This is a genomic window from Cyclonatronum sp., from assembly GCF_022565315.1.
Taxonomy (GTDB): Bacteria; Bacteroidota; Rhodothermia; order Balneolales; family Cyclonatronaceae; genus Cyclonatronum.
Window position 1 is genome coordinate 1 of the sequence record NZ_JAIUMX010000004.1, and the last position, 24,981, is coordinate 24,981.

Here is a 24,981-nt window from a genome sequence, read left to right on the forward strand (position 1 = left end):
AATTCAAATTTGAATAAGTGTATGAGATTTGATTTGTGCAAGCGGGTTTATTTTTCTTTCTGCCTGTTTTTTAGGATGATGGGTGCTGTGCCTGCATAGCTTACGATGCTTCAAAGCGCTTTTTTGAGGATGTTATGAAACAGCACGACTTGTTTGATGTTTGAACCCTCAGCCTGCATTCACGGTTGAAAATGCTTATTTTAATAGCTTTTGCAGGAAACGAGTGCTTCAGCCTTTTTCCGGCAAACTTAACCTTCCCGCAACAAGATTTCTTTTTCCATGCAAATTGGTTCCATAAAGCTTCCCGATCAGCCCGTAATTCTTGCCCCTATGGAAGATGTGAGCGATTCACCCTTCCGACAGATCTGCAAGAGGCTCGGTGCCGATGTGGTGTACACCGAATTTATCAGCTCTGAAGCCATCATCCGTGATTCCGATAAATCCATGCACAAAATGCGGTTTGAAGAGATGGAGCGTCCGTTCGGGATTCAGATTTTCGGCGGCAGGGAAGAAGCGATGGAAGGGGCCGCACAGATTGCAGAGGCCAATAACCCGGACCTGATTGACATCAATTTCGGGTGCCCCGTCTATAAAATTGTGAAGAAAAATGCGGGCTCCGCCTGTCTGCGCGATTTGGGGCTGATGGCACGCATGACCGAAAAAGTGGTTGATGTCACCAAACTTCCTGTAACTGTAAAAACACGGCTTGGCTGGGATCATGACAGTATCCGTATTCAGGAAGTTGCGCTCATGCTGCAGCGTATTGGTGTGAAGGCGCTCACGGTGCACTGCCGTACGCGTGCGCAGGGCTACAAGGGCTGCGCCCGCTGGGAGTATCTGAAGCTGCTCAAAAACACGCCCGGCCTTGAGATCCCTGTTATCGGCAACGGCGACATCACCACCCCCGAAGAAGCAAAGCATGTGTTTGATTCTACCGGTGTTGACGGCATCATGATCGGCCGGGCCGCTATCGGCAATCCGTGGATTTTCCGGCAGATGAAAGTGTATCTGGAAACAGGGGAGAAGCTGCCGGAGCCAACGCTGCAGGAGCGCATGGAAATCTGCGCGGATCAGCTGCGCGCCTCCGTTGCCCATCACGGGGAGAAGTACGGGGTCATCACCATGAAAAAGCATTACGGCAACTACCTCAAAGGCATCCGCAACGGGAAAAAACTGCGCCTTGAACTGATGGAGCACGATACCCCGGAACCCATCATTGAAGCCCTGCTGAATTTCGACGATCAGGATGTGTATGCGCTCAGCTGAGCTGCATCGCGCTGATCAGAGGTCATCATCCTAAAAAAATCAAAATTTACTTTGCTAAATCCTATCAAGAGCTGGTTCAGTAAGCGCGACGTACAGACATGGCGCACGGCTGTGGCGGCTATGCGGCGCGAGTACACCGGTGAGCCCCTCACCGAAGAGGCTGCAGGAGCGAATCCGCTCGAGCTGTTTGAACGCTGGTACGCCGAGGCCGCCGAACAAAGCCTGTTCGATGCCAATGCGTTCGTACTTTCCACCGTTTCGGAAAACCGTCCGCATGCGCGGGTGGTGCTGCTGAAGGGCTTCGACGAGCGCGGGCTCGTTTTTTACACCAACTATGAAAGTGACAAGGCGCGGCAAATCGACGCCAACCCGGAGGTCGCCCTTACCTTTAACTGGCCGGAGTCGTTCCGGCAGCTTCGTATTGAGGGTACCGCAAGCCGCATCAGCGGGGCGGAGTCCGATGCCTACTTCAATGCGCGGCCGGCTGAGAGCAACCTGAGCGCGGTCATTTCGCCGCAAAGCCGCCCGGTTGAGAGCCGGCAGTGGCTGGAGGAAAAACAGGAGGCGCTCAAAACAGAGCTTCAGGTTTCAGGCAAACCGCTTGAGCGCCCGGCCAACTGGGGCGGCTACCGCATCATGCCGAAGTATTGGGAATTCTGGCAGGGCCGCACCGGCCGCCTTCACGACCGGATTGCTTTCATCCCCGATGCATCCCGCCCAAACACCTGGAAGACCCAACGACTTGCCCCCTGACCATCCCCTGACCTTAACTCTGAGAGAATCCGCACATGCTTTACACGCCCGTCAGCATTATTGTTGGTGCGTTAATCACCGCTGAAGGCCTGAAGCTTCTTATTGATGAGGGGCGTACAAACCGCTTCTCAAATTTTGTGTCCGCCGTTGAGCTGATGTGGATGCTCATCAGCCTTGTTTATATGTTTACCGAGGAACTGTACGGCATTTACCTTGTAATGCCGGCTTTTTTTGTGGCCTATGTGGCCGCCGGATTCGTGAGCAGCCTTTTTATGATCCGGCAGTTCAAAAGTATGGAAGAGCTTGAAGATTTCAGGGTACCCAAAAATTATGCCATTGTTTCGATGATTGCCGGATTTCTGTTCAGCGCGGTGAGCATGGCGATCTTTGCTGCCGGCTGAGCTTCATCCCATAAAAAAAGGTGCGCGGAACTGAATCCGACACACCTTTTTTGTGAGTACCTGAAAGTTAGCCCGACGGCCTGACTTACACCATCGCGCTCACATCATCTACAAGCTGCTGCGCACGGGCTCCGGTTGTGGCTTCGGAGTAAATCCGCAGCACAGGCTCGGTTCCGGAGGCGCGGACCAGCAGCCAGGTGCCGTCGGCCAGCCAGTGTTTGATACCGTCGATCTGCTCAACCTTCACTACTTTCTGACCGCTGATTTCCGTCAGTTTTTCCTGCTTGCACAGATCAATCATACGGTTTTTCCGCTCTTCGGTGGTGTGCAGGTCATTCCGGCGGCAGTGATGTTCGCCGAATTCATCAAAAAGCTCCTGCACCAAAGCGCTTAGCGACTTTCCGCGCCGGGCACACATCTCGGCAATCAGCAGCCCGATGTAGATGCCGTCCCGCTCAGCGAGATGTCCTTTCACGGCGATCCCGCCGGATTCCTCGCCGCACACAAGCACATCGCCTTCCAGAATTTTTTCGGTGATGTATTTGAAGCCGATGGGCGTCGTGATGATCGGCAGTCCGTACTTTTCGGCCTGTTTGCGAAGCATATCTGTGGTGGAAACTGTTTTAACCAGCTCGCCTTTCATGCCTTTCGTATCGGCCATGTACTTGGCAAGCAGCGACAAAATCTGATGGGAGTCCACGTAATTTCCCTGCTCGTCGAACATGGCTACGCGGTCGGCGTCGCCGTCGTTGGCAATGCCGAGCATGCATCCCTCATTCACAATAACCTGAGGCAGCTCGGTGAGGTTTTTCTCGATGGGCTCAGGCGGCACGCCGTTGAAGCCGGGGTTCTGCTCGCAGTTGAGCTCAACGGCGAGCTCGCCGAGCAGTTCGCCGATGAGGCCGGCACCGGAGCCGTACATGGCATCGTGGGCAATTTTGCCGCCATGTGCGCGGATCACATCCAGATCGATCCGCTCACGGATGATATCGAGGTAGCGCGTGTTCAGGTCGAGCAGCTCAATGCTGCCTGATTCCGTGAGGGCGCCGAAACCGGGCAGGCCGCTGGTATCGTAGTTTTCGGGGATACGCGCCTCAACTTCAGTAATTTGCGCCGGTGAGGCAGAGCCCCCGAACGGAGCCTTGATTTTGAAGCCGTTATACTCGGGCGGGTTATGGCTTGCGGTGATTACGACCCCAACGGCATCAAACTGCTGCGCCCCCAGACTTACCGCGGGTGTCGGGCAGATGTTGTCGGAAAAGCGCACGTGCAGGCCTTCATGCGCCATGATGCGTGCCGCAAGTTTCGCAAAAGCCTCGCTCTGAAAACGGGCGTCGAAGCCTACAACAACGCCATTTTGCGATATGCCGCTGTCTTTAATCCATCGTGCCGTTGCTGCCGCTACGCGAGCTACGTTTGAAAAAGTGTACTGATCAGCAATAACCGCACGCCAGCCGTCGGTACCGAATTTAATTGTGGACATAAAAGGGGGATTTAAGTGAGTAAAACCTTATTTGAACAGTCGCTTTGTTTGCGAAAAAGAAATCATACATAAGCCGTTGTTTGGTGCAAACCTGCAATGATGAAAGCTTTTTCCGTCCTGCATTATTTATAGTGTAAAAATAGGGGAAGCCGGCCTAAACCTGAAAGCTTAATTATGCCTAAATCAGCTTTTGGTAGAGCGCGAGCAGCCGTTCTTTTTCGGCTGACCAGGTTAGGTCGGCAGACGCCCGCTTTAGTCCCTCTTTGAGCCCTGCATCTTGGTTTGTAAGCTCCTGAAGGGCGCGGGCAATTTCCTCTGACGCAAACTGCTCGGCTGAAATGATGCGGCCGACTCCGTACTGCTCAACGATTTGCCTGATTTCCGGTAGGCCGGTTGCGATCACGGGCAGGCCGTAGTGGATGTACTCTGTGAGCTTGTTGGGCAGGGAGTAGTAATGGCTGAGGCCGAGCGGTTCGGTGAGCAGGAATCCCGCATGGCAAAAGCGGCTGATGCGCAGGATGTAATCGCGGCTTACCATGCCCGTAAATCTCACCCGATCCGTTATGCCGAGCTCAGCGGCAAGCTGCTCCAAAGCTGCTTTTTGGGAGCCGTCCCCGCAAATTACGAATCCCCAGTCCGGCGTTTGGGCTATTGCTCTGAGCATGGCATCAACGCCGCGGCCGTGCTGAATCACGCCCTGATAGAGGGCAAGGTACGGCTGAGGGGGCAGGCTGAGGCTCATGCGGCTGTCATCAGAGCCGGAAGGTGCCGGCAGCGGATCCGTGAAGTTGCGCACAACTACAGGCCTTTCTGCAAGCTTGTACCGCTGCTGCAGTACGCCGGCAATGCCCTCCGAAACAGTAATGACCGCATCGGCCTGCCGGATGTAGCGGTTTTCAATCAGTGCCCAAAGCTTGCGCGTGAGCGGGCGGTGCTGCAGGGAGTGTACTTCGGTGTGCAGCTCATGGCTGTCGTAAATCAGCCGGGCGTGTTGCTTTTTGGATGCCGGGGCACAGGCAAGCAACCCGTCCAGATCATGGGCATGGATGAGGTCAGCCGGCCGGAGTTCAGCGATTTTGGCACGGATCCGCTTCACAAATTCCCAATAGCGCGCTTTGCCGGTTTTTTTTTGTAGGGGGATGAAATGCACCCTGGCCCCATCTGCTTCTTCGCATCTTGCAAGGCTTACATCGGGCGATGCGGCAATGATTTCGAGCTCGTAGCCGGCCTGCGTGAGCGCGGCGGTTTCGCGACGGACCCGGTGATCGTGCAGGTAGTCGCTGTGTACCGCCATCAAAACCCGCCGGGTTTTACGCATTCGTGCCGGGCTTACAGGTTGAAATTGTAGTTCAGCCCGATTGAATGCACCATCCCGAATCCGGTTTCAAAGGGGATGAAGCCGTAGAAGAACTGAACCGGATTTACCTGAACAGATGCGCCAAAGGACCAGTTGCGGGCGGTTTCGCCGGTTCGGTAGCCGGCCCGTACGCCAATCATATCATAAAGCTCGGCCTGAAGACCGAACGTAAGAAAGTTCCCGGATTCGATAGCGGTATCTTCATTTCCGTTTACCCGGATGTTTTCTTCTTTAAGCGGCATCACAAAATCGGCGCTCAGGTTAATCACAACAGGAATCTCCGCACCGGAAAAGGCAGAAATCTGAACAGCATTAACATCGAAGCCGGTACGCCAGCGCGTCGGTACCGTTGTGCGTTCGTTCAGCAGTTCGCCCATGCGTCCGGCATTGGTAATCGCTGAACCCACCCGAAGCCGCTGATCCAGAAATTCCCCGGTAATCCCTCCTGAAAAAGCGTAGCCTGAAGCATTCTGCTGAAACAGCTGCTCGTAGAGGTAGCTCACAGAAGCACCAACCGAAAGAAACGAAACGTTGCGCGCATAGGCCGCCGTAAGGGCGAGGTACTGAACCGAGAAGCTTCCGGTTGAAGGCCCGGGGTTCTGACGCGCTTCGAAGTCATCAATCAATGATGACAAAACACCGAAACCGAACACATCGCGGTCGCGGCGTATGGCGGCTGAGGCCTGTGTATTCTGCGTGTCGGCTATCCAGAGGGAGTAGGAGAGGCCGAGGCTCGACTGATCGGAAAGCATGAGGTTCGCCGGATTGGTAAACACGCTGGCAGAACCCAGCGGCACGGCGGTATGCGCTTCAGAAATACTCAGGGAGTGCGCATTTGGCCCGATATTCAGGAAATCAAGTCCGGTCTGGGCCATGGAAACAGCGGGCGCAAGCAGCAGAAAGCTCAGCAGTATCCCTTTGAGGCAGCTTTGAAAGTTAGGCATGGTTGTGAATGTTTAGCGGATGATTCGAAGGGCAAAAACGTGCATGTAGCTGATGCCCTCGGGTTCACGTACAAAGGTATAATCAATTGCTGAGTTGAAATTCCGAAGGGGAAGTTTCAGGCTGAAACCACCCATAAACCGCTGCGATTCAGCGAGGTAGCTGAGATCACCGGCATCCCAGCCTGCCCGCAGGTCGATGCGCTCATGAATACCGTATTGCGTTCCGAAGCGAATCATAGATGAGCCGGTCGTGATGTCAGTTAGGGTGCTTCGGATTACGGGCTGCCCCGGTGTAACATCAACCTGCCTTTCCTGAATAAAGGAACTTTGTGAACGGGTTTCGAAATCAGCTGAAAAGAGGAGGTTGTATTCGGGCAATTCATAAGCTGCGCCGAGCTTGAAGCGCACCGGGAAATTGTCTGATCTGTTGCTGAGCGAGCCGCCGTAAACAGCTGAAGTGTTCCAGGTATAGTTGGCAAACATATCCTGAACGGTGCCGCCAATGCTCAGGCGTTCGCTTGCACGATATAAAAAGCCGATATCAAGCCCGAAAGCGAGCGGGTTGTCAACGTCGTCGAAGTAGCTGGCGTAGTAAAGATTTGCGCTGAAACCGAGGCTCAGTTTTCGGCCCGGGTTGAGCCCGAAAGCGATGAAAGCTTTGAATTCATTGGTCGAAAAGCGGGCGGTCGGCACCCCTGAGACTGTTCGTCCGTCGAAATCTGAAACACCGGCGTGTATCAGGCCTATGTTGATGCCGGCATTTGGCGGCAGCATAAAGGCCACGTTGAGCATATTCAGCTGCCTGTCGAGACTCATGGAAGAAGCCGAAAAATCAAACTCGGTGTCCGTTACGGTTGAAGCCAGCGCGGGATTGTAGTGTGCGAATACGCCCTGCTGATGTACGGCCGTCATGGCGTTGCCCATGCCCATACCGCGCGGACCAAAGCCCATCCGGCTGAAAGCACCTGCAAATCCGCCGTTTTGAGCCATAAGGTCGGCTGAGAAGAAGAGGCTCATCAGGCAGAGCAGCAGCGCGGAGCGGAGGGGTAATGTGAATGCCCGGGTTTGTTCAGGAAAGTTCATCATATTAATCCAGTACCAAAATTTTGCCGGTTATATCCGAGCCGCCGGCTGAGATGATATAAAAAACCGGGCCGTTTGCAACAATGCGGCCCCCACCGTCGGTGCCATCCCAAACCGCTTCGTAGGTTTCACCCCGGGTTACGGGCACGCCGGCATCGAGTTCGCGTATGAGGTTCATGCCAAAATCGTACAGGCGGATGCTCGCGTTGCCGCTGTGCGGGGCTTCGAACTTGATGCGGACGAGCTCATGTACCCGACGCGAGAACGGATTCGGGTAGGCGTAGCTGCGTACATCGCGTGCATCGGGTACAAACTGATTGCCGCCCTGAAGCGGAAAATTCACACGGGTGAGCTGCCAGGTTTCGCCGCCGTCGTCGGTTGAGGCAAGGCCGTCGGTAGTGCCGACCCACACGCGGTCCGTAGTTTTTGCAAGGCTCAGGTAGTTGGCGCTCGCCTTGATAAATCCGTTAGGGGTGCTGATCTGCCGGATCTGATTCCAGCTTTGGCCGTTATCGGGGCTGATGAACAGGCCGTTAGTGCCGGCCGCGTAAATCCGCTCTCCCTCAAAGGTAAGGTCATAAATTTGCTCACCGACCAGGTGCTGCTGAAAACTCTCTCCCATATCGTAAGTTACCACAACGCCCTGCTGATCGGTGCCGCTGTCGGCAATCCAGTTGGTCATCCAGACGCCGCCGTCGAAATTGTTTTCTCTGATGCGGATGATCCAGTTCCCCAGGAGCCCGTCGCTAAGGCCCGTACGCCGTTTTTTGTTCCAGCGCACCTGGTTTGCAGGAGCAGTGAGGGCGTTGTCGGAAATATTCAGCCCTCCGGCGGTACCTGCCCAGACATTCCCGTCGCGGTCAATCATCACCGAAAAGCCGAGGAAGTTATTGTCGAGGCGCGGGTCGAAAACGAAGTTGTAGGTGTTTTCCGGGGTGAGGATGCTTGCGTCGCGCGGTGGCAGAAGCAGCCTTTCCCAGGTTTCACCAAAATCCATACTCCGGCGGATGCCGGAAGCCCAGCCTGCAAAAAATACGGTTTCACTGCGAAAGTCAACATTGTAGGGCGGCGACTGCTGCGGCACAATTACGGGAACGGACTGAATTTGCTGATTGCCGTAGGTGATGAAAGTCTGGTCCGGATTATCGAGGGGAGGGGGGATGTAGGCCCAGTTCAGGCCGCCATCGGTTGAGACATGAAACCCCAGGCTTGTCTGTACGCTTGAGCCGCCGCTCACAAAATTGAATCCCAGCCCGGCAAAAACGGTATCGGGCGCAAGGGCGATGGAAAAAAGGCGTCCCGGCCCGGCAGCTATCGAATCGGCCCGTTCCGGGAAGGTAAAATCAAGACTGTTGCGCACATTCAGCATCATCAGCGGGCCGACCCAGAGCGAATCGCCGAGCGCGCCCATATTAGAGACGCTGTTTTGGCTGATGGAATTGAAGGTTTCCGGCGGGGTAGGACCCGTTATCTGCGCCAGGGCCGGCGCAGGAAGCATCCATCCTGAAAAAACAAAAAATAAAGCGGTGAGGCGGATCAGCATTACTGAATGGTAAGGGTTGATGAAATGGTGTCGCTTGAAAGACCCTGCCGGTCAAGGGCATAGGCTCTAACGTCGTAGGTTTCCGGCTGATTATTAGGACCAATTGAAAAGGCTCGTGTGAAGATACCGTCGCCAGCTTCCACATCGCCGGAATTCTGCTCATCGCCGTCGTCGAGCATGGTGAAGGGTTCACCGCCAAGCATATTTCCTGCGGAATCAAATAGTTCGAGCAGTACAGCAGCTATGTTCTCCTGACCCTCAGGGTGTACAACCCTTGCCAGGAATCTGAAAGAAGTTGTGCCTTCAGTCGGGATGAGAACAACACTCGGGTGAGCCAGAGACTGAATTTCGGGCGGCTGTGTGGTAAAGCCGGTCTGAATCAAACTTCTCTGCAGGGTATTTGAAAGCACGCCCCCTTCAATTTGGTCGAATACGTAAACCGTAAAAAAAGCACTGTTGTTGGTAGCCGTGCTGAAGCTGAAGCTTGCTGTGAGGTTACCGCCCGAATCCTGAGTAAGGCTTCCCTGCCTGAATACTTCTGAAAATCCCTGTCGCCGAACGCTGAACGAAGGATTTTGAACGGACGCACCAGCACGCAGCTGTGCACTGATTACTACGGTAACGGTTGTGTCCCTTATACCGGCTTCCGGGTCGAAGGTGAGCTCACCCGGCGTAAGGGTGAGGGTGGCGAAAGGTTGCGGACTGACCTGGTATGGTGCAGTGCCCGGCGGGGAGTCACAGCCAATAATCGCAACAGCTAAAAAAAGAAAAGCTGTAATGCTGGCAATGAGCACTCGAAACAAATTTATTGATGATGTTTTCAAACCTGCAATTTCGGGCATAAAAAAAGACACGGGTTAAGTGAGACGAGAAACTAAATTATCGAAATTACCGGAATGATTCTCGTTTCAATTTAAATCCAAGCCGGCAAACTAAGCTTAATTAACTGAGTATTGCACAACTGCAAGACACATTTAAAACTGTATGTCTGTCTAAAGGTTCCGTTTGGGAAGCAACAGTCAAAAAAAAAGCCCGGTTTGCGCTAACGAACCGGGCTTTGAATGGAGATTTTTTAATATGAGGTCATCTCCGTTGGTTAGACGGAGATGGAACCTCAAAGGTTACAAATAAAAATCAGTTTCTTGCAGAAAGCATGCCTTCGAGGCGCTGTGCATTAGGAGCCTGTTGCGAATTCGGGTAATCCGATTTGATGCGGCGTGCAAGTGTTGCAGCCCTGTTGTAGTTACCTGCTGCATAAGCTGCTTCTGCGGCATTGAGCAGGTTGAAGGGCGTAGTTGCTGAGTTAAGGTCCCAGTTGGCTGCGCGTTCAAACATGGAAGAAGCGTCGCTGTACTGCCCAAGCTGCATCAGAATCATACCGTGAAGACTTTTGGGAGCTACACCCATCACGCCGGAGGGGATATCAAAACGGCGGATGTTTTGGAGAGCAGAATCGTAATCACCAATTTCAGCAAAACTTACTGCAGCGTAGTAAAATGCGAGATTGCCGGCAGTTGTACGCGGAAAACGGCTGATAATTTCAACCAATCCCGGCTCAAACGCATCTTCATCTCCGAAAAGTGCATTTTCAAAATTGCCGCTCAGAAACTGCTCTTCTGCATAAGTCATGGCTTCACGGGCATTGTTTTCCGCTGCAGATGAGCTCGAAACATACCAAAGAATGCCTGCTATGAGTACAGTTACGGCAACAACAGCACCAATGATTGAAGTCTTGTTATCTTTGTAGAAGGAGAGCGCTCTCACATAACCTGTTACCAGCGCATCAGCTTCGAGTTCATCTTTTGAGAGTCTTTGAGCCATTTTTTTGTTTGAAAATTATAGTTGTTTACAGAAAGGCTAAAATAAAGCGTATTAAATGATTAGACAAGCCCCAAATTAGCTGTATCGGAAACAATCAAACCATTTTCTATTCTGAAAGTCCGGTCGCAGCTTGCAGCTATGGATTTGTCGTGCGTTACCATGATAATAGTAAGGCTTAGTTCATTTCGCAGCTCAAAAAGCTGCTTTAAAAGGCTTTTGGTATTGGCCTCATCGAGATTGCCTGTTGGTTCATCTGCAAGCAGAAGATCCGGCTTGTTCATCAGGGCTCTCGCAACGGCTACCCGTTGCTGTTCACCGCCTGAAAGTTCAGAGGGCCTGTGATGGTATCTTTTTGAAAGCCCAAACTTATCCAGCAATTCTTTTGCCCGCAGTTCACGTTCATTTGGAAACTGACCACCGATAAGGGCTGGCATCAGCACATTTTCCAGAGCAGAAAATTCGGGCAGCAGGTGGTGAAACTGAAATACGAAGCCCATGTTCTTATTTCTGAAGGCAGCAAGCTCTGCAGCATTGAGCTTGTTGAGGTTTGTGCCACGAAAAAAAACTTCACCCGAACCCGGCCGGTCGAGGCCGCCAAGAATGTGAAGCAGCGTACTTTTGCCCGATCCGCTTGCCCCTACTATTGCAACAACCTCATTTTCCGCTATAGCGATGTTTATGCCTCTTAAAACATGAAGTCTTTCTGCAGATTCTTTTTCTGCATAAGATTTCTCAAGGTCGCGTGCATGAAGTATTGGTTCCATTGGCCGGGAATCCATGGTTTTGGAAAAAAAACTACAGATTGGAATTACGGAAGGAAGGGTAAGCAAAAGGCTCAATATGAACGCATTTACCCGTTTCTGTATCAATTACAGAATGAATACCGCACAGCCTGTTATCGCCGTTTGCTGAGCTGTATTTGTGTGGCGTTTGCAGCAGGAACCGTTTGATGGCAGTATCTTTATCCATGCCAATAACTGAGTTGAAAGCACCGGTCATCCCTACATCCGTTATGTAGCCGGTACCGTTGGGAAGAATGCGTGCATCACCGGTAGGTACATGAGTGTGGGTACCCGCAACTACAGATACACGGCCGTCAACATACCAGCCAAAAGCCTGCTTTTCAGCAGTGGCTTCCGCATGGAAATCGACAAAAATGAGATTTGTTTCTTCCTGTATCTTTTCAATAACCCAGTCAGATGTGCGGAAAGGGCAGTCAAGAGGTTGCATAAATGTACGCCCCTGCAGGTTCACTATACCGATTTTAAGCCCTGTATCCGGAATTTCATACACCCCGTAGCCGTAACCGTGTGCACCTTTGGGGTAGTTGAGCGGCCGGAGCAGATTCCGGTCTGTTTTCATGTACGGGTAAATTTTCCATTTGGCAAAACTGTGATTGCCACCCGTTACAACGTGAGCGCCAAGGCGATAAAAATTTTTGACGATTTGCTCATTTGTTCCCATTCCCTCATGAGCGTTTTCCCCGTTAATTACAACAAAGTCTGAGTTGTACTTCTTGATGATGGTTTGAAGGAAGGTATCTGTAAGTGCAATACCCGCGTCGGATACAACATCACCGACAAACAGTAAATTTATAGTTTTAGACATTGGGGAAAATAAAAAAAGGACAGCGGGAATTGCAAAGAACCGTTTTACACACGGTGGGAACCCTCTCTTGCAAGTTCGTCTTCCACTATTTCCCGAAGGAACATGAGGCACGACGTTGTCGCACGAAGCCGGACTCCCTGTTGATTAATATCGTTCAAGCAATAACCAAACGCTGTCCTTATTAGAATATACAACCTATTTTGTGTTTTTGGAACCCTTAATTTGATCGATCGTGTCCCGAAGCTGTGTGCTTACTTCTCCGAAAAGCAATGCATTCAATGCTTTATCAACGGGTTCCGGCATATTTTTTTTTAATAAAAAAAGTTCCTCTGCCAAACTGAGGCAGGAGAGTATCATAATGGTATCATTGGGCTGGCCCGCAAAGTGTTTTTTCATCTCTCTGAGCCGTTTATCCACGAACTGAGCTACTTCTTGCATCAGAGCTTCATCACCTGGCTGTACCTTTAGCGGGTATTGTTTGTTTAGTATGGTAACCTTGATGGAATTCAAGCTTTTTCCTCCAGGTGTCGGTCGAGTCTGCGGATCATTCGGGCTAACTGCTGCTTAAGAATGAGCCGTTCTTTTTGGGTTAAGACCGGTTCAGCCTCTCGAACAGCAAGCTGATCTTTAATTTTTTCGTTTTCTTTTTTTAGCCGGCTGTTTTCCTGAACAAGTTCATTGTTGCGTTGCACAAGCAGGGCGGCAGCAGAACGAAGCTCATCCAGCAGGTCGCGAAGCTCCTGAATTTGTACTGATTTACCTCTTTTATGTGCAAAGTTGTTCATGATAAAGCCAGATTTAACCCCTGAGCTGAGCTCCCAATGTCTTTTCAAGACCGGCAGTGAGCTTTTTGATGACGGTGTTCACGTCTTCAATAGTAAGGGTTTTTTCTGCATCCTGAAAGATTAGCCGGAAAGCGATACTTTTTTTGCCTGCTTCTATGCTTTTTCCTTCAAAAACATCAAAAACATCAACGGACTTAAGACGGTTACCACCGTTCGTTCTGATGTAATCCATTAGCTTGACCGCTTCAAGATCACTGTCAACTATAAGAGCGATATCAAATTCAAAAGGAGGGAATTTTGGTATGAACTGATAGCGTACGGCCTTAAGGTTCGAAGCCAGTTTCACCAGCTCATCACAGTTTATTTCAGCTATAAATGCCGGTACATCAAGATCAAAGCGCTTGCGCTGTTCATCCGAAACTGCGTAAAGACGGCCTATGGCCCGATTGCCGTGCTTCAAAAGTGCTTCATGCGCTTCGTGTACTATTGTTACATCATTACTGAGCCGAAGCTGTTTCAGCAGCCCTTCAACCAGGGCTTTCAGATCGTGAAAGGCAAAGGGCATAGCAGGGTGCTGCCAGTGCTGATCCTGCTTGTTTCCTGCGAGGCCGAGCAGCAGGCTTTTCGATTCTTGGATACCTTTGATCCAGTTTCCGTCTCCTTTGCGGAATACACGGCCAATCTCAAAAGCTCTGAAACCTGTTGCTTTCCTGTTGAAGTTATAGGCGGCCGATTTCAGAAACCCATAGGACAGATCAGGGCGCATAATGGCCTGATCGCGTGAAATGGGGTTAAGGGTACGCACAAGTTTAGCTGCTTCATTTTCAGAGAGTTGTTTTTCGATGTTTTCGGGAAGCAGGGAGTTGTTATAAAGCTCAGTAAGGCCAAGCCGGAGGCAGGCCTGATGCAGTTTAGTGGTAAACTGTTCGTCAAATGGTGTTACCGGCGGTCGGGCAAAAGAAATGCGACCGGTAGTGGGGATGTTGTTATAGTCGTAAATCCGGGCGATTTCTTCAATAAGATCGACCTCAATACTCACATCCGGGCGGAAGGAAGGAACCGTGCAGTGAATCAGGCTACCTTCAGCTTTGGGTTCAAAACCGAGGCGGCTCAAAATGCTGATCATCGTTTCCTGCGGAATTTCGGTTCCGATAATCTGATGGGCACGGGCAATGCGCATGCTGAGCTGCTTTAGCTGAGGTGCAACAGGATGAATATCCGTTACCGGACCAACTGATTCAGCTCCCGTCCATTCTGTAATGAGCTGAGCGCAGCGGAGGGCGGCTTTCAGAGTGATACGGGGATCGGCACCGCGCTCAAACCGGTAGGATGAATCGGTTTGCAGGGAAAGTGTACGTGCTGTTTTACGGATTGAAACAGGATCGAACCAGGCAGATTCAATCAGAATTTCGGTGGTATCATCCTGTATTTCGGAATTTAGCCCTCCCATGATTCCGGCTAAGGCTACCGGTTTTTCCTCATCACAGATAAAGAGCGAGCCTGCAGGAACCTCATGCGCGGTTTCATCCAGGGTTGTGAAATTTACTGGCGAATCAAATGATTTCACCAAAATACCAGGTCCGCGGAGGGTCTTAAGATCGAATGCATGAAGCGGCTGCCCGAGCTCGTGCATCACATAATTGGTGGCATCAACAACCGCGTTACGCGGACGCAGCCCGATAGCTTTCAACCTGTTCTGAACCCACCGGGGAGACGGCTGAACTTTCACATTTTTCATTACAATGCCAACATATCTATGGCAAAGGCTGGTATTTTCAATACGGATTTGCACCGCGGGGTTGCCGTCAGGCTGATGGGTAACGTCAGCAGCTTTTAGTTTTTCAGCGGGGTGCGTAAAGGTTTCGCCGGTAACGGCAAACAAATCACGGGCAGTACCGGTATGGCAGGCCGCATCAGGGCGGTTTGGTGTGAGGCCGATTTCGAGCACAGTATCACGAGTAGGGGGTACGACTTCACCGAAGGGTGTGCCGGGTACAAGCGCCTGATCAAGCACCATGATGCCGCTATGATCGGTGCCGATGCCGAGTTCGTCTTCGGCGCAGATCATTCCGAAAGAAACTTCCCCGCGTATTTTGGATTTCCGGATTTTGAAAGGCTTGCCGTCTTTGTCAGTGAGTGGCAGGGTTGTGCCTACTGTTGCTACAGCTACTTTCTGGCCAGTTGCCACGTTGGGTGCTCCGCAAACGATCTGAACGGTGTCGGCGCCGGTATTGACCTGGCAAAGCGTAAGTTTATCAGCATTAGGATGCTTTTGTGCGCTGAGTACTTCCCCTACAACAACGCCGGCGAAATCACTGCCAACTGTTTCAAGCTCGTCAACTTCGAGGCCGGTAAGGGTGAGTTTGTCCGCAATTTCAGCGCCTGTCAGGCTTGTGGAAATATAATCACGGAGCCAGTTAAGCGAAATTTTCATAATGGATTATTGAAACTGTTGCAGGAAACGGAGGTCATTATCATAAAGCAGGCGGATATCATCTATGCCGTAAAACAGCATGGCAATACGTTCCACACCCATGCCGAAAGCAAAGCCGCGGTATTCTTCCGGATCAACGCCAACAGATTGCAGCACATTGGGGTGCACCATGCCAGCTCCTAATATTTCGAGCCATTTTCCGGTTTCATCATCACCCCACCAAATATCCATTTCAAGGCTGGGTTCGGTAAACGGGAAGAAAGACGGCCTGATGCGGTAGCGAACACCTTCCCCGTAAATCATTTCCACGAACATGATGAGCGTATCCTTTAGCTCAGCGAGGGAAACATTTTTATCAACATAAAGGCCTTCTACCTGATGGAACAGGCAGTACGATTTCGCCGTGATGGACTCGTTCCGGTAAACCCTTCCCGGCATAATGGAGCGGAACGGGGGGGTGCCGTTTTTCATAAGGCGAATCTGCACCGGTGAGGTATGGGTGCGGAGCACGAGATCGTCGGTGTTGGGGTCGTCAGATTTTTTTATAAAAAAAGTATCCTGCATATCGCGTGCAGGGTGTTCAGGCGGGAAGTTGAGCGCAGTAAAGTTATGGAAGTCGTCTTCGACCTCGGGCCCGTCAGCTATTGAGAACCCAAGCCGGTAGAACACATCTTTGATACGCGTAAGTGTCTGAGACAGGGGGTGGGCAACGCCAAGGGATAAGGAGCTTGCTGGCAGGCTTATATCATCTGTTGCTTTACGGCTTGTTTTTTGTGATTTGTGCAGCCGCTGTTCTGCTTCCTCAAGCTTATCGTGTGCCAGTTTTTTTACGGCATTTACTTTTTGCCCGAAGAGCTTTCTTTCCTCAGCAGCAATACTGCCGATTTTGCCAAGCAGAGAAGATACCCGGCCTTTTTTGGAAAGGTAGGTAAGCCGGAAGTGCTCAAGTTCTTCGCGGCTGTTTATCTTGAAGGACTCAATATCTTTTTTGAGCTTATCAGTGAGTTCACTCATAGTTTGGTAGGATGCGCTTCAAAAAAATGATCAGGATGAATAAAAAAGGCAAGCCTATGTTGGGTAGGCTTGCCTGAAATCTTACATAATCGAAAACAAGAACACGCTTAGGCGGTTGCTTTTTTAACGATTGCCGAGAATGTTTCCGGCTCGTGTACGGCAAGATCCGCCAGGATTTTGCGGTCGATTTCAATATTGTGCTTTTTCAGAGCACCCATGAGTCTGGAGTAAGAAACCCCGTTTATTCGTGCCGCGGCGTTGATCCTGATAATCCAGAGTTTTCTGAATTCGCGCTTGCGGTTACGGCGGTCTCTGTACTGATATTGAAGACCTTTTTCTACAGTATTTTTGGCAACTGTATAAACCTTGCTTCGTGAACCCCAATAGCCTTTCGCTTGTTTAAGAATCTTTTTGCGACGGCTTTTGGAAGCCACTTTGTTCACTGAACGTGGCATTTGATATAGCTCTAAGGTTAAATGTTAAAATTGAATTCTACTTACAGGTTTGGAAGAAGGCGCATGATGTTGCTCATGTCGCTCTTATGAACCAAAGTAGATTGCCGCAGGTTGCGCTTGCGCTTGGGCGACTTTTTAGTAAGGATGTGGCTTTTGAATGCCTTCTTGCGCTTAAGCTTCCCGGTACCGGTAAGCTTGAAACGCTTTTTGGCGCCACTGTTTGTTTTAAGTTTAGGCATTGTGTTATTCGTATCTAATTTTCGATTTGAATACAGAATCGCAAATATAAACACTTTTTGAACCTAATACAATTTGATTTGAAGTATCGGCCACTGCTGTTCTGATTCGCGCATTCAGATGATTTGTTTAAGGCCTTAAACATCACAAAATGAACGGTCGTAATCGCTGAAAAAACGGTGTCTTTCCAAAAAAAAAGGAAGCATTACCTTAAAGAAATGCTTCCCTGTTTCAAAAGTACATTTGTTTTGTTACTTGGCCGGAGCTACAATAAGCGACATACGTTTGCCTTCAAGCTTCGGCTTAGCTTCAATTTTTCCGAGTTCTTTCAGGTCGTCGGCAAATCTTTCAAGCAGGTCGCGGCCGTTATCGCTGTAGATAATATCCCGGCCTCTGAACTGTACCGTAGCCTTAACCTTGTTGCCTTCTTCAAGGAAAGATTTGGCATGTTTGAGCTTGAAATTATAGTCATGATCATCAGTATGCGGCCGGAACCTTAATTCCTTGATTGTAACCGTATGCTGTTTTTTCTTGGCATCTTTCTCTTTTTTCTTCTTTTCGTACAAGAATTTTTTGTAATCCAAAATACGGCAAACAGGCGGATCAGCGTCTGCAGCTACTTCTACGAGATCGAGCTCAAGACCACGGGCAATAACCAAAGCCCTGTCTGAACTAACTATTTCGTGTTCTCCATCTGGTTTAATAACACGCACTTTGGGTGCATCAATGTCTTCATTAATGCGCTCTGTGTTGTAATTCTTGTATTGTTTATAACGCTTTCCGATTGTTGTGTCTCCTAATTAATTCAGGTTTGTGCCGGTTTAATTTGAATCAGGCAGGGTTTTGCGGTTAATTTCGTTTGTTAATTTAACAAGGTATTCATCAAATGCAAACGTTCCGATGGTTCCTTTACGGTGTTTACGTAATGAAACTGTTTGATTTTCAGCTTCCCTTTCGCCAATTATGAGCATATGAGGGATTTTTGCCTTCTCTGCTTCCCGTATTTTCAGGCCGATTTGTTCGCTGCGGTCGTCAACCTGTACGCGGATTCCTCTTTCATGCAGTTGTTCTTTGTAACGGTATGCAAATTCATTGAACTGATCAGAAACAGGAATAATGGCAACCTGCTTTGGTGATAGCCAAAGCGGGAAGTTTCCTGCAAAGTGTTCAATCAGGATAGAGGTGAAGCGTTCCATCGAACCAAATGGTGCCCGATGAATAATTACCGGACGGTGCTTTTTATTATCGGCTCCCATATATGTGAGGTCGAAGCGCTCGGGCATTACATAGTCGAGCTGAACGGTACCAAGCTGCCATTTACGACCGATGGCATCCCTGATAATGAAATCAATTTTCGGGCCGTAAAAGCTGGCTTCGCCTTCAGCAATAGTATAGTCGAGGCCCAGCTCATCGGCCACTTCGCGTATTTCGCGCTGTGCACGATCCCAGTGCTCAGCTTCACCGCCGTACTTTTCATCGTTATCGTCGCGGAATGAAAGGCGGATATCAACAGGCATATCAAAGACGCCGAAAACGTGCTGAGTGAGGTCGATACAATTTTTAATTTCGTCTTTCAGCTGATCGTGCGTGCAATAGATGTGTGCATCATCCTGCGTAAAGCCCCTAACACGGGATAGCCCGTTAAGCTCACCCGACTGCTCGTAGCGGTAAACCGTGCCAAACTCTGAAAGTCGGATGGGAAGGTCGCGGTAGCTGTGCATCTCGCGGGCATAAATGCGATGATGATGCGGGCAGTTCATGGGTTTGAGCATGTAACGCTCATCATCCACCTGCATGGGATCGTACTGAGAATCCGCATAGTAAGGGTAATGACCGGAGGTTTCATACAGCCGCAAATTGGCAATATGCGGGGTAATGACTTCCTGATACCCACGGTTTACCTGTTCATCCCGAAGGAAGGCTTCGAGTGTTCTGCGAAGCACCGTGCCGTTTGGAAGCCACACAGGCAGACCGCTTCCAATCATCGGGTCTATCATATAAATTGAAAGCTCTTTTCCCAGTTTTTTATGATCCCGTTTTTTGGCTTCTTCGAGCATGTGCAGAAATTCATCCAGAATTTTCTGCTTAGGAAAACTTATGCCGTATATCCGGGTGAGCTGCTTGTTGTCGCTTTTGCCTCGCCAATAAGCGCCTGCAACGTTAAGCAACTTAATAGCTTTAACTTTTTCGGTATTAGGAATGTGAGGCCCCCGGCACAAATCAGTGAAGTTGCCCTGTCTGTAAAAAGAGATGGTACCGTCTTCCAGCTCATTCAGCAGCTCAAGCTTATAGGGATCGTTCTTATCGGTGTAAAAGGCCAGCGCATCTGATTTTGAGATTTCTTTTCGTGTGAAATCAGCCTTGGTTCGGGCTAACTCGAGCATTTTTTTCTCAATGGCCGGCAGGTCTTCAACCGAGATGGTTGTGTCGCCAAAATCTATATCATAGTAAAACCCCTGCTCAATGGCCGGGCCTATTCCAAGCTTAACGCCGGGGTAGAGAGCTTCTACGGCTTCCGCCAGAAGGTGTGCACTGCTGTGCCAGAAGGTCGTTTTGCCGTCTTCAGTATCCCATGTGTTGATTTTGATACTGCCGCCATGGTTTATAGGCCGGCTCAGGTCCTGTACGGTTTGGTTAAGGGTTATGCTTAATGCATCTTTTGCGAGCCTTGGTGAAATACTTGCTGCAACCTCATAACCCGTTGTGCCTTCGGGAAAGGTGCGAATGCTTTTATCCGGAAATGTTAGTTCTATTTTTTGAGATGCGGTTATTTCCTGAGCCATTAAAATGCTTAAAACTGAATGAGTAAGAAATTATATCGAAGAAAAATACTTAAGCTCCGAATATACAAAAAACGCAGATAACCTTTTAGGCAGATTAGGGGTTGTGCGAATTTCAATAATGTAAAGCTCATTTTCAGTTTTAGGGAACGCAGCAGGGTTTTAGAATGTAAATGAACCGTTAGATTAAGACTGTAAGTATTCCTTTCGCATGCGTTTAGCATCGGGAATTTTTTCACCACTTTCATATAATTAAATCACAATCCCTTATGGACGCTCTAAAAAAATGGAAGAATTACGCGATTATTGCGGTTGTACTTGTCGGACTCGGAATTAATCTTGTAGCAGAAGCAACCATCATTAAAGCGAACAGTCCGGATTATTTCGACCTGAGGCATATGGCTCTTTGGTTTTGGATCGGGTTGGCCGGGCTTGCAAGCATCAACGCCGGGATCTCCTTTATGGCCGAATCAGTGAAGCACAGAATTTATGCGGAACAAAATTTCAAGGAGCCGGGTAAGCCAGAATGATTATTCGGTAATGAACCGGTACTTTGTTAAATTCAGTACTAAAATCAGATCAGATTCGCTACTGATTGAATGCTTGTTTTGTACGAATTAGTGGTTATAACGGCATGATGTGCGCCGTATGCCACAATAATTTAATGAACTTAAATTCAGCGTGTTTCTGTGACCGCTGCCAAATCAACTCTTTTCATTTTGAATAATAAAACGATTCGAATCGCATCGGGACAAGGCTTCTGGGGTGACCTGCCTGTAGCCCCGGTTAATCAGGTTAAACTTGGCCAAATTGATTATCTGATGATGGATTACCTTGCAGAGGTAACCATGTCAATCATGCAAAAACAAAAGCTTCGAAACCCTGATTTTGGATACGCGCGTGATTTTGTGGGAGTGATTGAGCAAATTTTGCCTGAAATAGCAGCCGGGAAAGTACGTGTACTTTCCAACGGTGGTGGAGTTAACCCGCAGGCCTGTAAAGATGCTATACTTCGAATTGCACGTGATGCCGGTTATACCGGCCTCAAAGTTGCGGTTGTTGACGGCGACAACATCCTTCCTGATCTTGACAGGCTCATCTCGGAAGGGCATGAGCTCAAAAATATGGAAACAGATGCAGCGGTTACTGAAATAAAAGATAAACTGCTCAGCGCTAATGTATATTTCGGTGCCGAAGCTATGGCAGAAGCACTTGATGCAGGTGCTCACATCGTCGTTACCGGCCGAGTTACGGATACAGGTTTGTGCCTTGCGCCAATGGTTCATGAATTTGGCTGGCGGTTTGATGATGCTGATAAAATGGCAGCAGGAACTGTAGCCGGCCACATACTGGAGTGCGGAGCGCAAAGCTCCGGAGGAAATTTTACCGACTGGCAACTTGTTCCCGACATGGAAAACATCGGTTTCCCTATTGTTGAAGCCTCAGCTGACGGCAGCTTTGTCGTTACAAAACATGAAAAAGCCGGCGGACTCGTTAGCGTTGCAACAGTTAAGGAACAGCTTCTCTATGAAATTGGTGATCCGGCCGAGTACATCACACCCGACTGCATAGCCGATTTTACTTCTATTGAACTTGCTCAGGAAGGCGATAACCGGGTTAGGGTTTGGGGGATTAAAGGCAAACCTAAAACACCTTTCTATAAAGTTTCGGCGAGCTACCTCGACGGTTACAAATTGACCGGTACTTTGGTCTATGCCTGGCCTGATGCTCTCAAAAAGGCTGTTCGTGCGGGCGAAATTCTGAAAGCCAGGGCTGAAAATCTTGGACTTCAGTTTGATGCTTTTCATGCTGAATATGTTGGCTTCAACGGTTGCACCGAGCAGCCGGCAGGCCCTGATTATGATCGTGATATACCAGATGAGGTACAGCTTCGTGTCTCGCTTAGCGGGCCTTCAAAGGCTGACCTTGACCGTTTCGGTATGGAAATGGCACCTCTTATTCTCACAGGTCCAAGTGCTGTAACCGGTTTTGCCGGCGGCCGGCCAAAAGCCGGCGAAATTGTCGCCTACTGGCCTGCGTTAATCCGAAAAGATGCTGTAAAACCGCGAATGACTATCTTTTCTACCTGATTTTGTTGTAGTTTACCTGTACAAATAACCTTCTTACGATTAACTGAATCTGTAATTCACAAAGACTATGCTTATTGGTATCATAGGAGCCGGAATATCCGGACTTACGGCCGGCCGAATTCTGGCCAAAGCCGGTCACGAAGTAGTTGTATTTGAAAAAAGCCGCGGTTACGGCGGAAGAATCTGTACCCGCTACTCTAATAAATACGAAGGGGTCCGCTTTGATCACGGTGCTCCCTATATTTCAGGCGATGATCCGCTTTTCCTGGAATTCATACAGGAATTAACAGAGAAAGGAGTAGCACGAAAATGGACAGATACATTTCATTTTCATGACGGCGAAAAAATGTATGATAAACATCCAAACATGCCCCCTAAGAGTCGCTATGTTTGTGAAGATGGCATGAATGCTATTGGCAAATACCTTAGCCGATGGGTTGATGTACGCCTCAACTCAAGGGTGATAGGGTTCACCTATCAGGGCGACCGAAGAACGACCAAAAGGGCATGGATGCTCAATCTTGAAAACTTCGATACTTTCGAAGTTGATGCCATTGTAGTTGCTGCCCCGGCTGTACAAGCCTACGGATTAATTGAAAACAGCATCGATGAAACAATGTTTAAAACCATAATCAAAGACATCGACAGCGTTTTGTACAGCCCCAAACATGCCCTGATGCTTGCTTACGAAGATGCGCCCGCCCCTGATTTTGCAGGTCTGGTGGTGTCTAATAACCCTGTAATAAGCTGGATCTGTAACGAAAACTCAAAGCGCAACACCGATGGAAAGGTGGCTTTAACGGTTCATACACAGTCCGATTTTTCTAAAAAGCACGTATTTGACGGTACAGCACCCGAAATCATAGAGCTTGAAATCGCACAGCAACTCAGAAAAGTACTCGGCGACTGGGCGGGCAGGTACGACGAATCGCAGATGAGGTTGTGGCGTTACCCGCAGCCGGGAAATTATTTCGATAAGGATTTCGTTGAACTTGGCGGAGATATTAAGCCAATTGCCCTTACAGGAGATTACATGCGCGGAAAAACACTCGAACACGCTTTCGTTTCGGGTTACAAACTGGGCCATCATTGGGCTAACCGTTTTTCGAAGTAAATACATTAGTTGAAAGAGCTCTTAAAACTCAACCGTTTTTTTTGGAAATACAAGGGTACCGTACTTCTCGGTACCCTTTTTCTTGTTAGTGCAAACATCTTCCTGGTCTGGATTCCAATTCTGATCCGGCAAACGATTGACGCAGTAGAAGTACTAACGACCGAGAACAAATACACAGGCTTGGGGCTTTGGGAAATCCTCACGTCTGCTGAGGGGGGCGGCCTGCTGGCAACCAATACCGCTTATCTCATGCTTGCTGTAGTGCTCTATGGTGTTCTGTTATACGCCACAAGGCAAACTCTCATCGTAACCTCGCGAAAAATTGAGTTTGATATGCGGAATGAAATATTTGACCGCATCCAAAAGCTTCCCCAAAGCTTTTACAGTCAAAATAAAAGCGGAGATATTTATGTAAGGGCTACCGAAGATGTACAGCGTGTTCGGGAATACTTCGGTCCCGCGTTTATGTACACGATTCAGACCGTATCAAGGGCGGCCATAATCATTACCATAATGGTGCTTGTTAACCCTGTATTAACACTTTGGGCACTGCTTCCGCTTCCGGCCCTCACGCTCTTTGCATACTGGGTTAGCGGGTTTATACACAAACGGTCGAACGAAATACAGGAACAATACGCCTCTCTTGCCGGCCGTGCAAGTGAAGCTTTTTCAAGTATCAGGCTTATTAAAGCATATGCCCGCGAAGATTATGAGAAGAAGCGGTTCATGCATGAAAGCGAAATATACCGCAGGCGCAAGCTCAGACTCGATGTAGTTGAATCTTTATTTCATCCTATGCTTAGCCTGCTTATCGGGCTCTCGATAGTGCTGGTAATATGGCAGGGTGGAATAATGGTGGTTGAAGGCATCATCACCGTAGGAAATATCGCGGAATTTATCATACATGTTACCTATCTTACCTGGCCGGTAGCATCATTGGGCTACACTATAAACCTCATACAACGCTCGGCAGCTTCACAGGAACGCATCGCAAAAATGATGCGCACACCAAATGAAATTCAGGATAACGAGGAAACTGCATCTGATATCCGGGAAATTAAAGGCCATATTTCATTCCAAAACATATCGTTCAGATACCCTAAAGCTGAAGCGCTCGCACTCGACCGCATTTCATTTACAATAAAGCCAGGGCAAACCGTAGCTTTTGTGGGCCGGACAGGTAGCGGAAAAACAACCCTTGTGCAGCTTATTCCGCGCCTTTTTAACCCAACAGCAGGAAGCATTCAAATTGACGGCCGTGATATAAGTACACTGCCGCTGGGGGTTTTAAGAAAAAATATTGGTTTTGTACCTCAGGATACTTTCTTATTTTCAGATACAATAGCTGAAAACATTGCATTTGGTTTAGAAAATTGTTCTATTAAGGAAATTGAAAGAGCAGCAGACAATGCTCAGGTACTTGAAAACATAAATGAATTCGAAAATGGTTTTGATACAATGCTCGGAGAGAGAGGCATAACCCTCTCTGGCGGTCAAAAACAGCGCACAAGCATAGCACGCGCAATAATAAGAAAGCCCTCAATCCTGATTCTGGATGACTCACTAAGCGCTGTTGACACAAAAACTGAAGATGCAATACTAACCCATCTTAAATCTGAATTTAAATCCAAAACAACTGTACTGATAAGCCACCGAATTTCTACTGTAAAGGATGCCGATTGCATTTTTGTGCTTAAAGATGGCAAAATTACCGAATCAGGGAAGCATGAAGAGCTAATTGCAAAACAGGGCTATTATGCAACTATGTATAAGAAACAGCTGCTTGAACAAGAATTGGCTCAGCTTTAAATAC

24 protein-coding genes are annotated in these 24,981 nt (G+C 49.1%); 7 read left to right on the plus strand and 17 right to left on the minus strand.

All coding sequences use genetic code 11. The annotated features are described in order from the left end of the window. Positions 1 to 279: 279 nt before the first annotated feature. Genes dusB through LAT75_RS01560 form a run of 3 tightly spaced genes read left to right on the plus strand, consistent with a single transcriptional unit; the run spans position 280 to position 2,420 of the window. The gene (dusB, locus tag LAT75_RS01550) at positions 280 to 1,266 is read left to right on the plus strand and encodes a tRNA dihydrouridine synthase DusB (RefSeq protein WP_291480854.1); all 987 of its coding nucleotides are present in this window, start codon (positions 280 to 282) and stop codon (positions 1,264 to 1,266) included. A 51-nt stretch (positions 1,267 to 1,317) separates the two neighbouring features. Beyond that, entirely contained in the window at positions 1,318 to 2,019 is a 702-nt protein-coding gene (pdxH, locus tag LAT75_RS01555) for a pyridoxamine 5'-phosphate oxidase (RefSeq protein ID WP_291480855.1), read from the plus strand. A gap of 35 nt (positions 2,020 to 2,054) precedes the next feature. Further along, positions 2,055 to 2,420 carry a hypothetical protein gene (locus LAT75_RS01560; RefSeq protein WP_291480856.1) on the plus strand — a complete coding sequence of 122 codons (366 nt, stop codon included), beginning with the start codon at positions 2,055 to 2,057 and terminating at the stop codon, positions 2,418 to 2,420. Positions 2,421 to 2,505: 85 nt separating this feature from the next. Here the strand turns inward: LAT75_RS01560 and LAT75_RS01565 are convergent, their stop codons facing one another. The 17 genes from LAT75_RS01565 to thrS all read right to left on the minus strand — a co-directional run bounded on the left by LAT75_RS01565 (position 2,506) and on the right by thrS (position 19,967). Then, positions 2,506 to 3,903, minus strand: a complete 1,398-nt coding sequence (locus tag LAT75_RS01565; RefSeq protein WP_291480857.1) for a phosphoglucomutase/phosphomannomutase family protein — start codon at positions 3,901 to 3,903, stop codon at positions 2,506 to 2,508. Between the two features lie 178 nt (positions 3,904 to 4,081). Continuing rightward, positions 4,082 to 5,221 carry a glycosyltransferase family 4 protein gene (locus LAT75_RS01570; RefSeq protein WP_291480858.1) on the minus strand — a complete coding sequence of 380 codons (1,140 nt, stop codon included), beginning with the start codon at positions 5,219 to 5,221 and terminating at the stop codon, positions 4,082 to 4,084. Between the two features lie 11 nt (positions 5,222 to 5,232). Further along, positions 5,233 to 6,204 carry a PorV/PorQ family protein gene (locus LAT75_RS01575; protein WP_291480859.1) on the minus strand — a complete coding sequence of 324 codons (972 nt, stop codon included), beginning with the start codon at positions 6,202 to 6,204 and terminating at the stop codon, positions 5,233 to 5,235. Positions 6,205 to 6,216: 12 nt separating this feature from the next. Next, entirely contained in the window at positions 6,217 to 7,290 is a 1,074-nt protein-coding gene (locus LAT75_RS01580; RefSeq protein WP_291480860.1) for a hypothetical protein, read from the minus strand. Position 7,291: 1 nt separating this feature from the next. After that, the gene (locus LAT75_RS01585) at positions 7,292 to 8,830 is read right to left on the minus strand and encodes a hypothetical protein (RefSeq protein ID WP_291480861.1); all 1,539 of its coding nucleotides are present in this window, start codon (positions 8,828 to 8,830) and stop codon (positions 7,292 to 7,294) included. Continuing rightward, on the minus strand, positions 8,830 to 9,624 hold the full coding sequence (locus LAT75_RS01590) for a hypothetical protein (RefSeq protein WP_291480862.1): 795 nt from the start codon (positions 9,622 to 9,624) through the stop codon (positions 8,830 to 8,832). The genes LAT75_RS01585 and LAT75_RS01590 overlap by 1 nt, the downstream gene beginning before the upstream one ends. Before the next feature lie 340 nt (positions 9,625 to 9,964). Continuing rightward, positions 9,965 to 10,651 (minus strand): tetratricopeptide repeat protein, encoded by a 687-nt coding sequence (locus LAT75_RS01595; protein ID WP_291480863.1) that lies wholly within the window; start codon positions 10,649 to 10,651, stop codon positions 9,965 to 9,967. Between the two features lie 59 nt (positions 10,652 to 10,710). After that, positions 10,711 to 11,415: an ABC transporter ATP-binding protein gene (locus LAT75_RS01600; RefSeq protein WP_291480864.1), complete on the minus strand. Its 705-nt coding sequence runs from the start codon at positions 11,413 to 11,415 to the stop codon at positions 10,711 to 10,713. Between the two features lie 31 nt (positions 11,416 to 11,446). After that, complete coding sequence (locus tag LAT75_RS01605) at positions 11,447 to 12,259, minus strand: TIGR00282 family metallophosphoesterase (RefSeq protein WP_291480865.1); 813 nt, start codon at positions 12,257 to 12,259, stop codon at positions 11,447 to 11,449. A gap of 195 nt (positions 12,260 to 12,454) precedes the next feature. Next, on the minus strand, positions 12,455 to 12,769 hold the full coding sequence (locus LAT75_RS01610) for a cell division protein ZapA (protein WP_291480866.1): 315 nt from the start codon (positions 12,767 to 12,769) through the stop codon (positions 12,455 to 12,457). Continuing rightward, entirely contained in the window at positions 12,766 to 13,044 is a 279-nt protein-coding gene (locus tag LAT75_RS01615) for a hypothetical protein (RefSeq protein WP_291480867.1), read from the minus strand. Before LAT75_RS01615 ends, LAT75_RS01610 begins: the two co-directional genes overlap by 4 nt. 13 nt (positions 13,045 to 13,057) lie before the next feature. Then, on the minus strand, positions 13,058 to 15,478 hold the full coding sequence (pheT, locus tag LAT75_RS01620; RefSeq protein WP_291480868.1) for a phenylalanine--tRNA ligase subunit beta: 2,421 nt from the start codon (positions 15,476 to 15,478) through the stop codon (positions 13,058 to 13,060). A gap of 6 nt (positions 15,479 to 15,484) precedes the next feature. Further along, positions 15,485 to 16,492 (minus strand): phenylalanine--tRNA ligase subunit alpha, encoded by a 1,008-nt coding sequence (pheS, locus tag LAT75_RS01625; protein ID WP_291480869.1) that lies wholly within the window; start codon positions 16,490 to 16,492, stop codon positions 15,485 to 15,487. A gap of 107 nt (positions 16,493 to 16,599) precedes the next feature. Further along, the gene (gene rplT, locus LAT75_RS01630) at positions 16,600 to 16,947 is read right to left on the minus strand and encodes a 50S ribosomal protein L20 (protein ID WP_291480870.1); all 348 of its coding nucleotides are present in this window, start codon (positions 16,945 to 16,947) and stop codon (positions 16,600 to 16,602) included. 41 nt (positions 16,948 to 16,988) lie between these two features. Continuing rightward, entirely contained in the window at positions 16,989 to 17,186 is a 198-nt protein-coding gene (gene rpmI / locus LAT75_RS01635) for a 50S ribosomal protein L35 (RefSeq protein ID WP_291480871.1), read from the minus strand. Positions 17,187 to 17,435: 249 nt separating this feature from the next. Continuing rightward, a complete protein-coding gene (gene infC, locus LAT75_RS01640) occupies positions 17,436 to 17,969 on the minus strand; it encodes a translation initiation factor IF-3 (protein WP_363320500.1) in 534 nt (177 codons plus the stop codon). A gap of 36 nt (positions 17,970 to 18,005) precedes the next feature. After that, positions 18,006 to 19,967 (minus strand): threonine--tRNA ligase, encoded by a 1,962-nt coding sequence (gene thrS / locus LAT75_RS01645; RefSeq protein WP_291480872.1) that lies wholly within the window; start codon positions 19,965 to 19,967, stop codon positions 18,006 to 18,008. A gap of 266 nt (positions 19,968 to 20,233) precedes the next feature. Between thrS and LAT75_RS01650 the strand changes: the two genes are divergently transcribed. The 4 genes from LAT75_RS01650 to LAT75_RS01665 all read left to right on the plus strand — a co-directional run bounded on the left by LAT75_RS01650 (position 20,234) and on the right by LAT75_RS01665 (position 24,977). Beyond that, the gene (locus tag LAT75_RS01650) at positions 20,234 to 20,494 is read left to right on the plus strand and encodes a hypothetical protein (RefSeq protein WP_291480873.1); all 261 of its coding nucleotides are present in this window, start codon (positions 20,234 to 20,236) and stop codon (positions 20,492 to 20,494) included. A gap of 189 nt (positions 20,495 to 20,683) precedes the next feature. Continuing rightward, complete coding sequence (locus LAT75_RS01655) at positions 20,684 to 22,054, plus strand: acyclic terpene utilization AtuA family protein (protein ID WP_291480874.1); 1,371 nt, start codon at positions 20,684 to 20,686, stop codon at positions 22,052 to 22,054. A 67-nt stretch (positions 22,055 to 22,121) separates the two neighbouring features. After that, a complete protein-coding gene (locus tag LAT75_RS01660; RefSeq protein WP_291480875.1) occupies positions 22,122 to 23,168 on the plus strand; it encodes an FAD-dependent oxidoreductase in 1,047 nt (348 codons plus the stop codon). Between the two features lie 9 nt (positions 23,169 to 23,177). Further along, complete coding sequence (locus LAT75_RS01665) at positions 23,178 to 24,977, plus strand: ABC transporter ATP-binding protein (RefSeq protein WP_291480876.1); 1,800 nt, start codon at positions 23,178 to 23,180, stop codon at positions 24,975 to 24,977. The last annotated feature ends 4 nt before the right edge of the window (positions 24,978 to 24,981 follow it).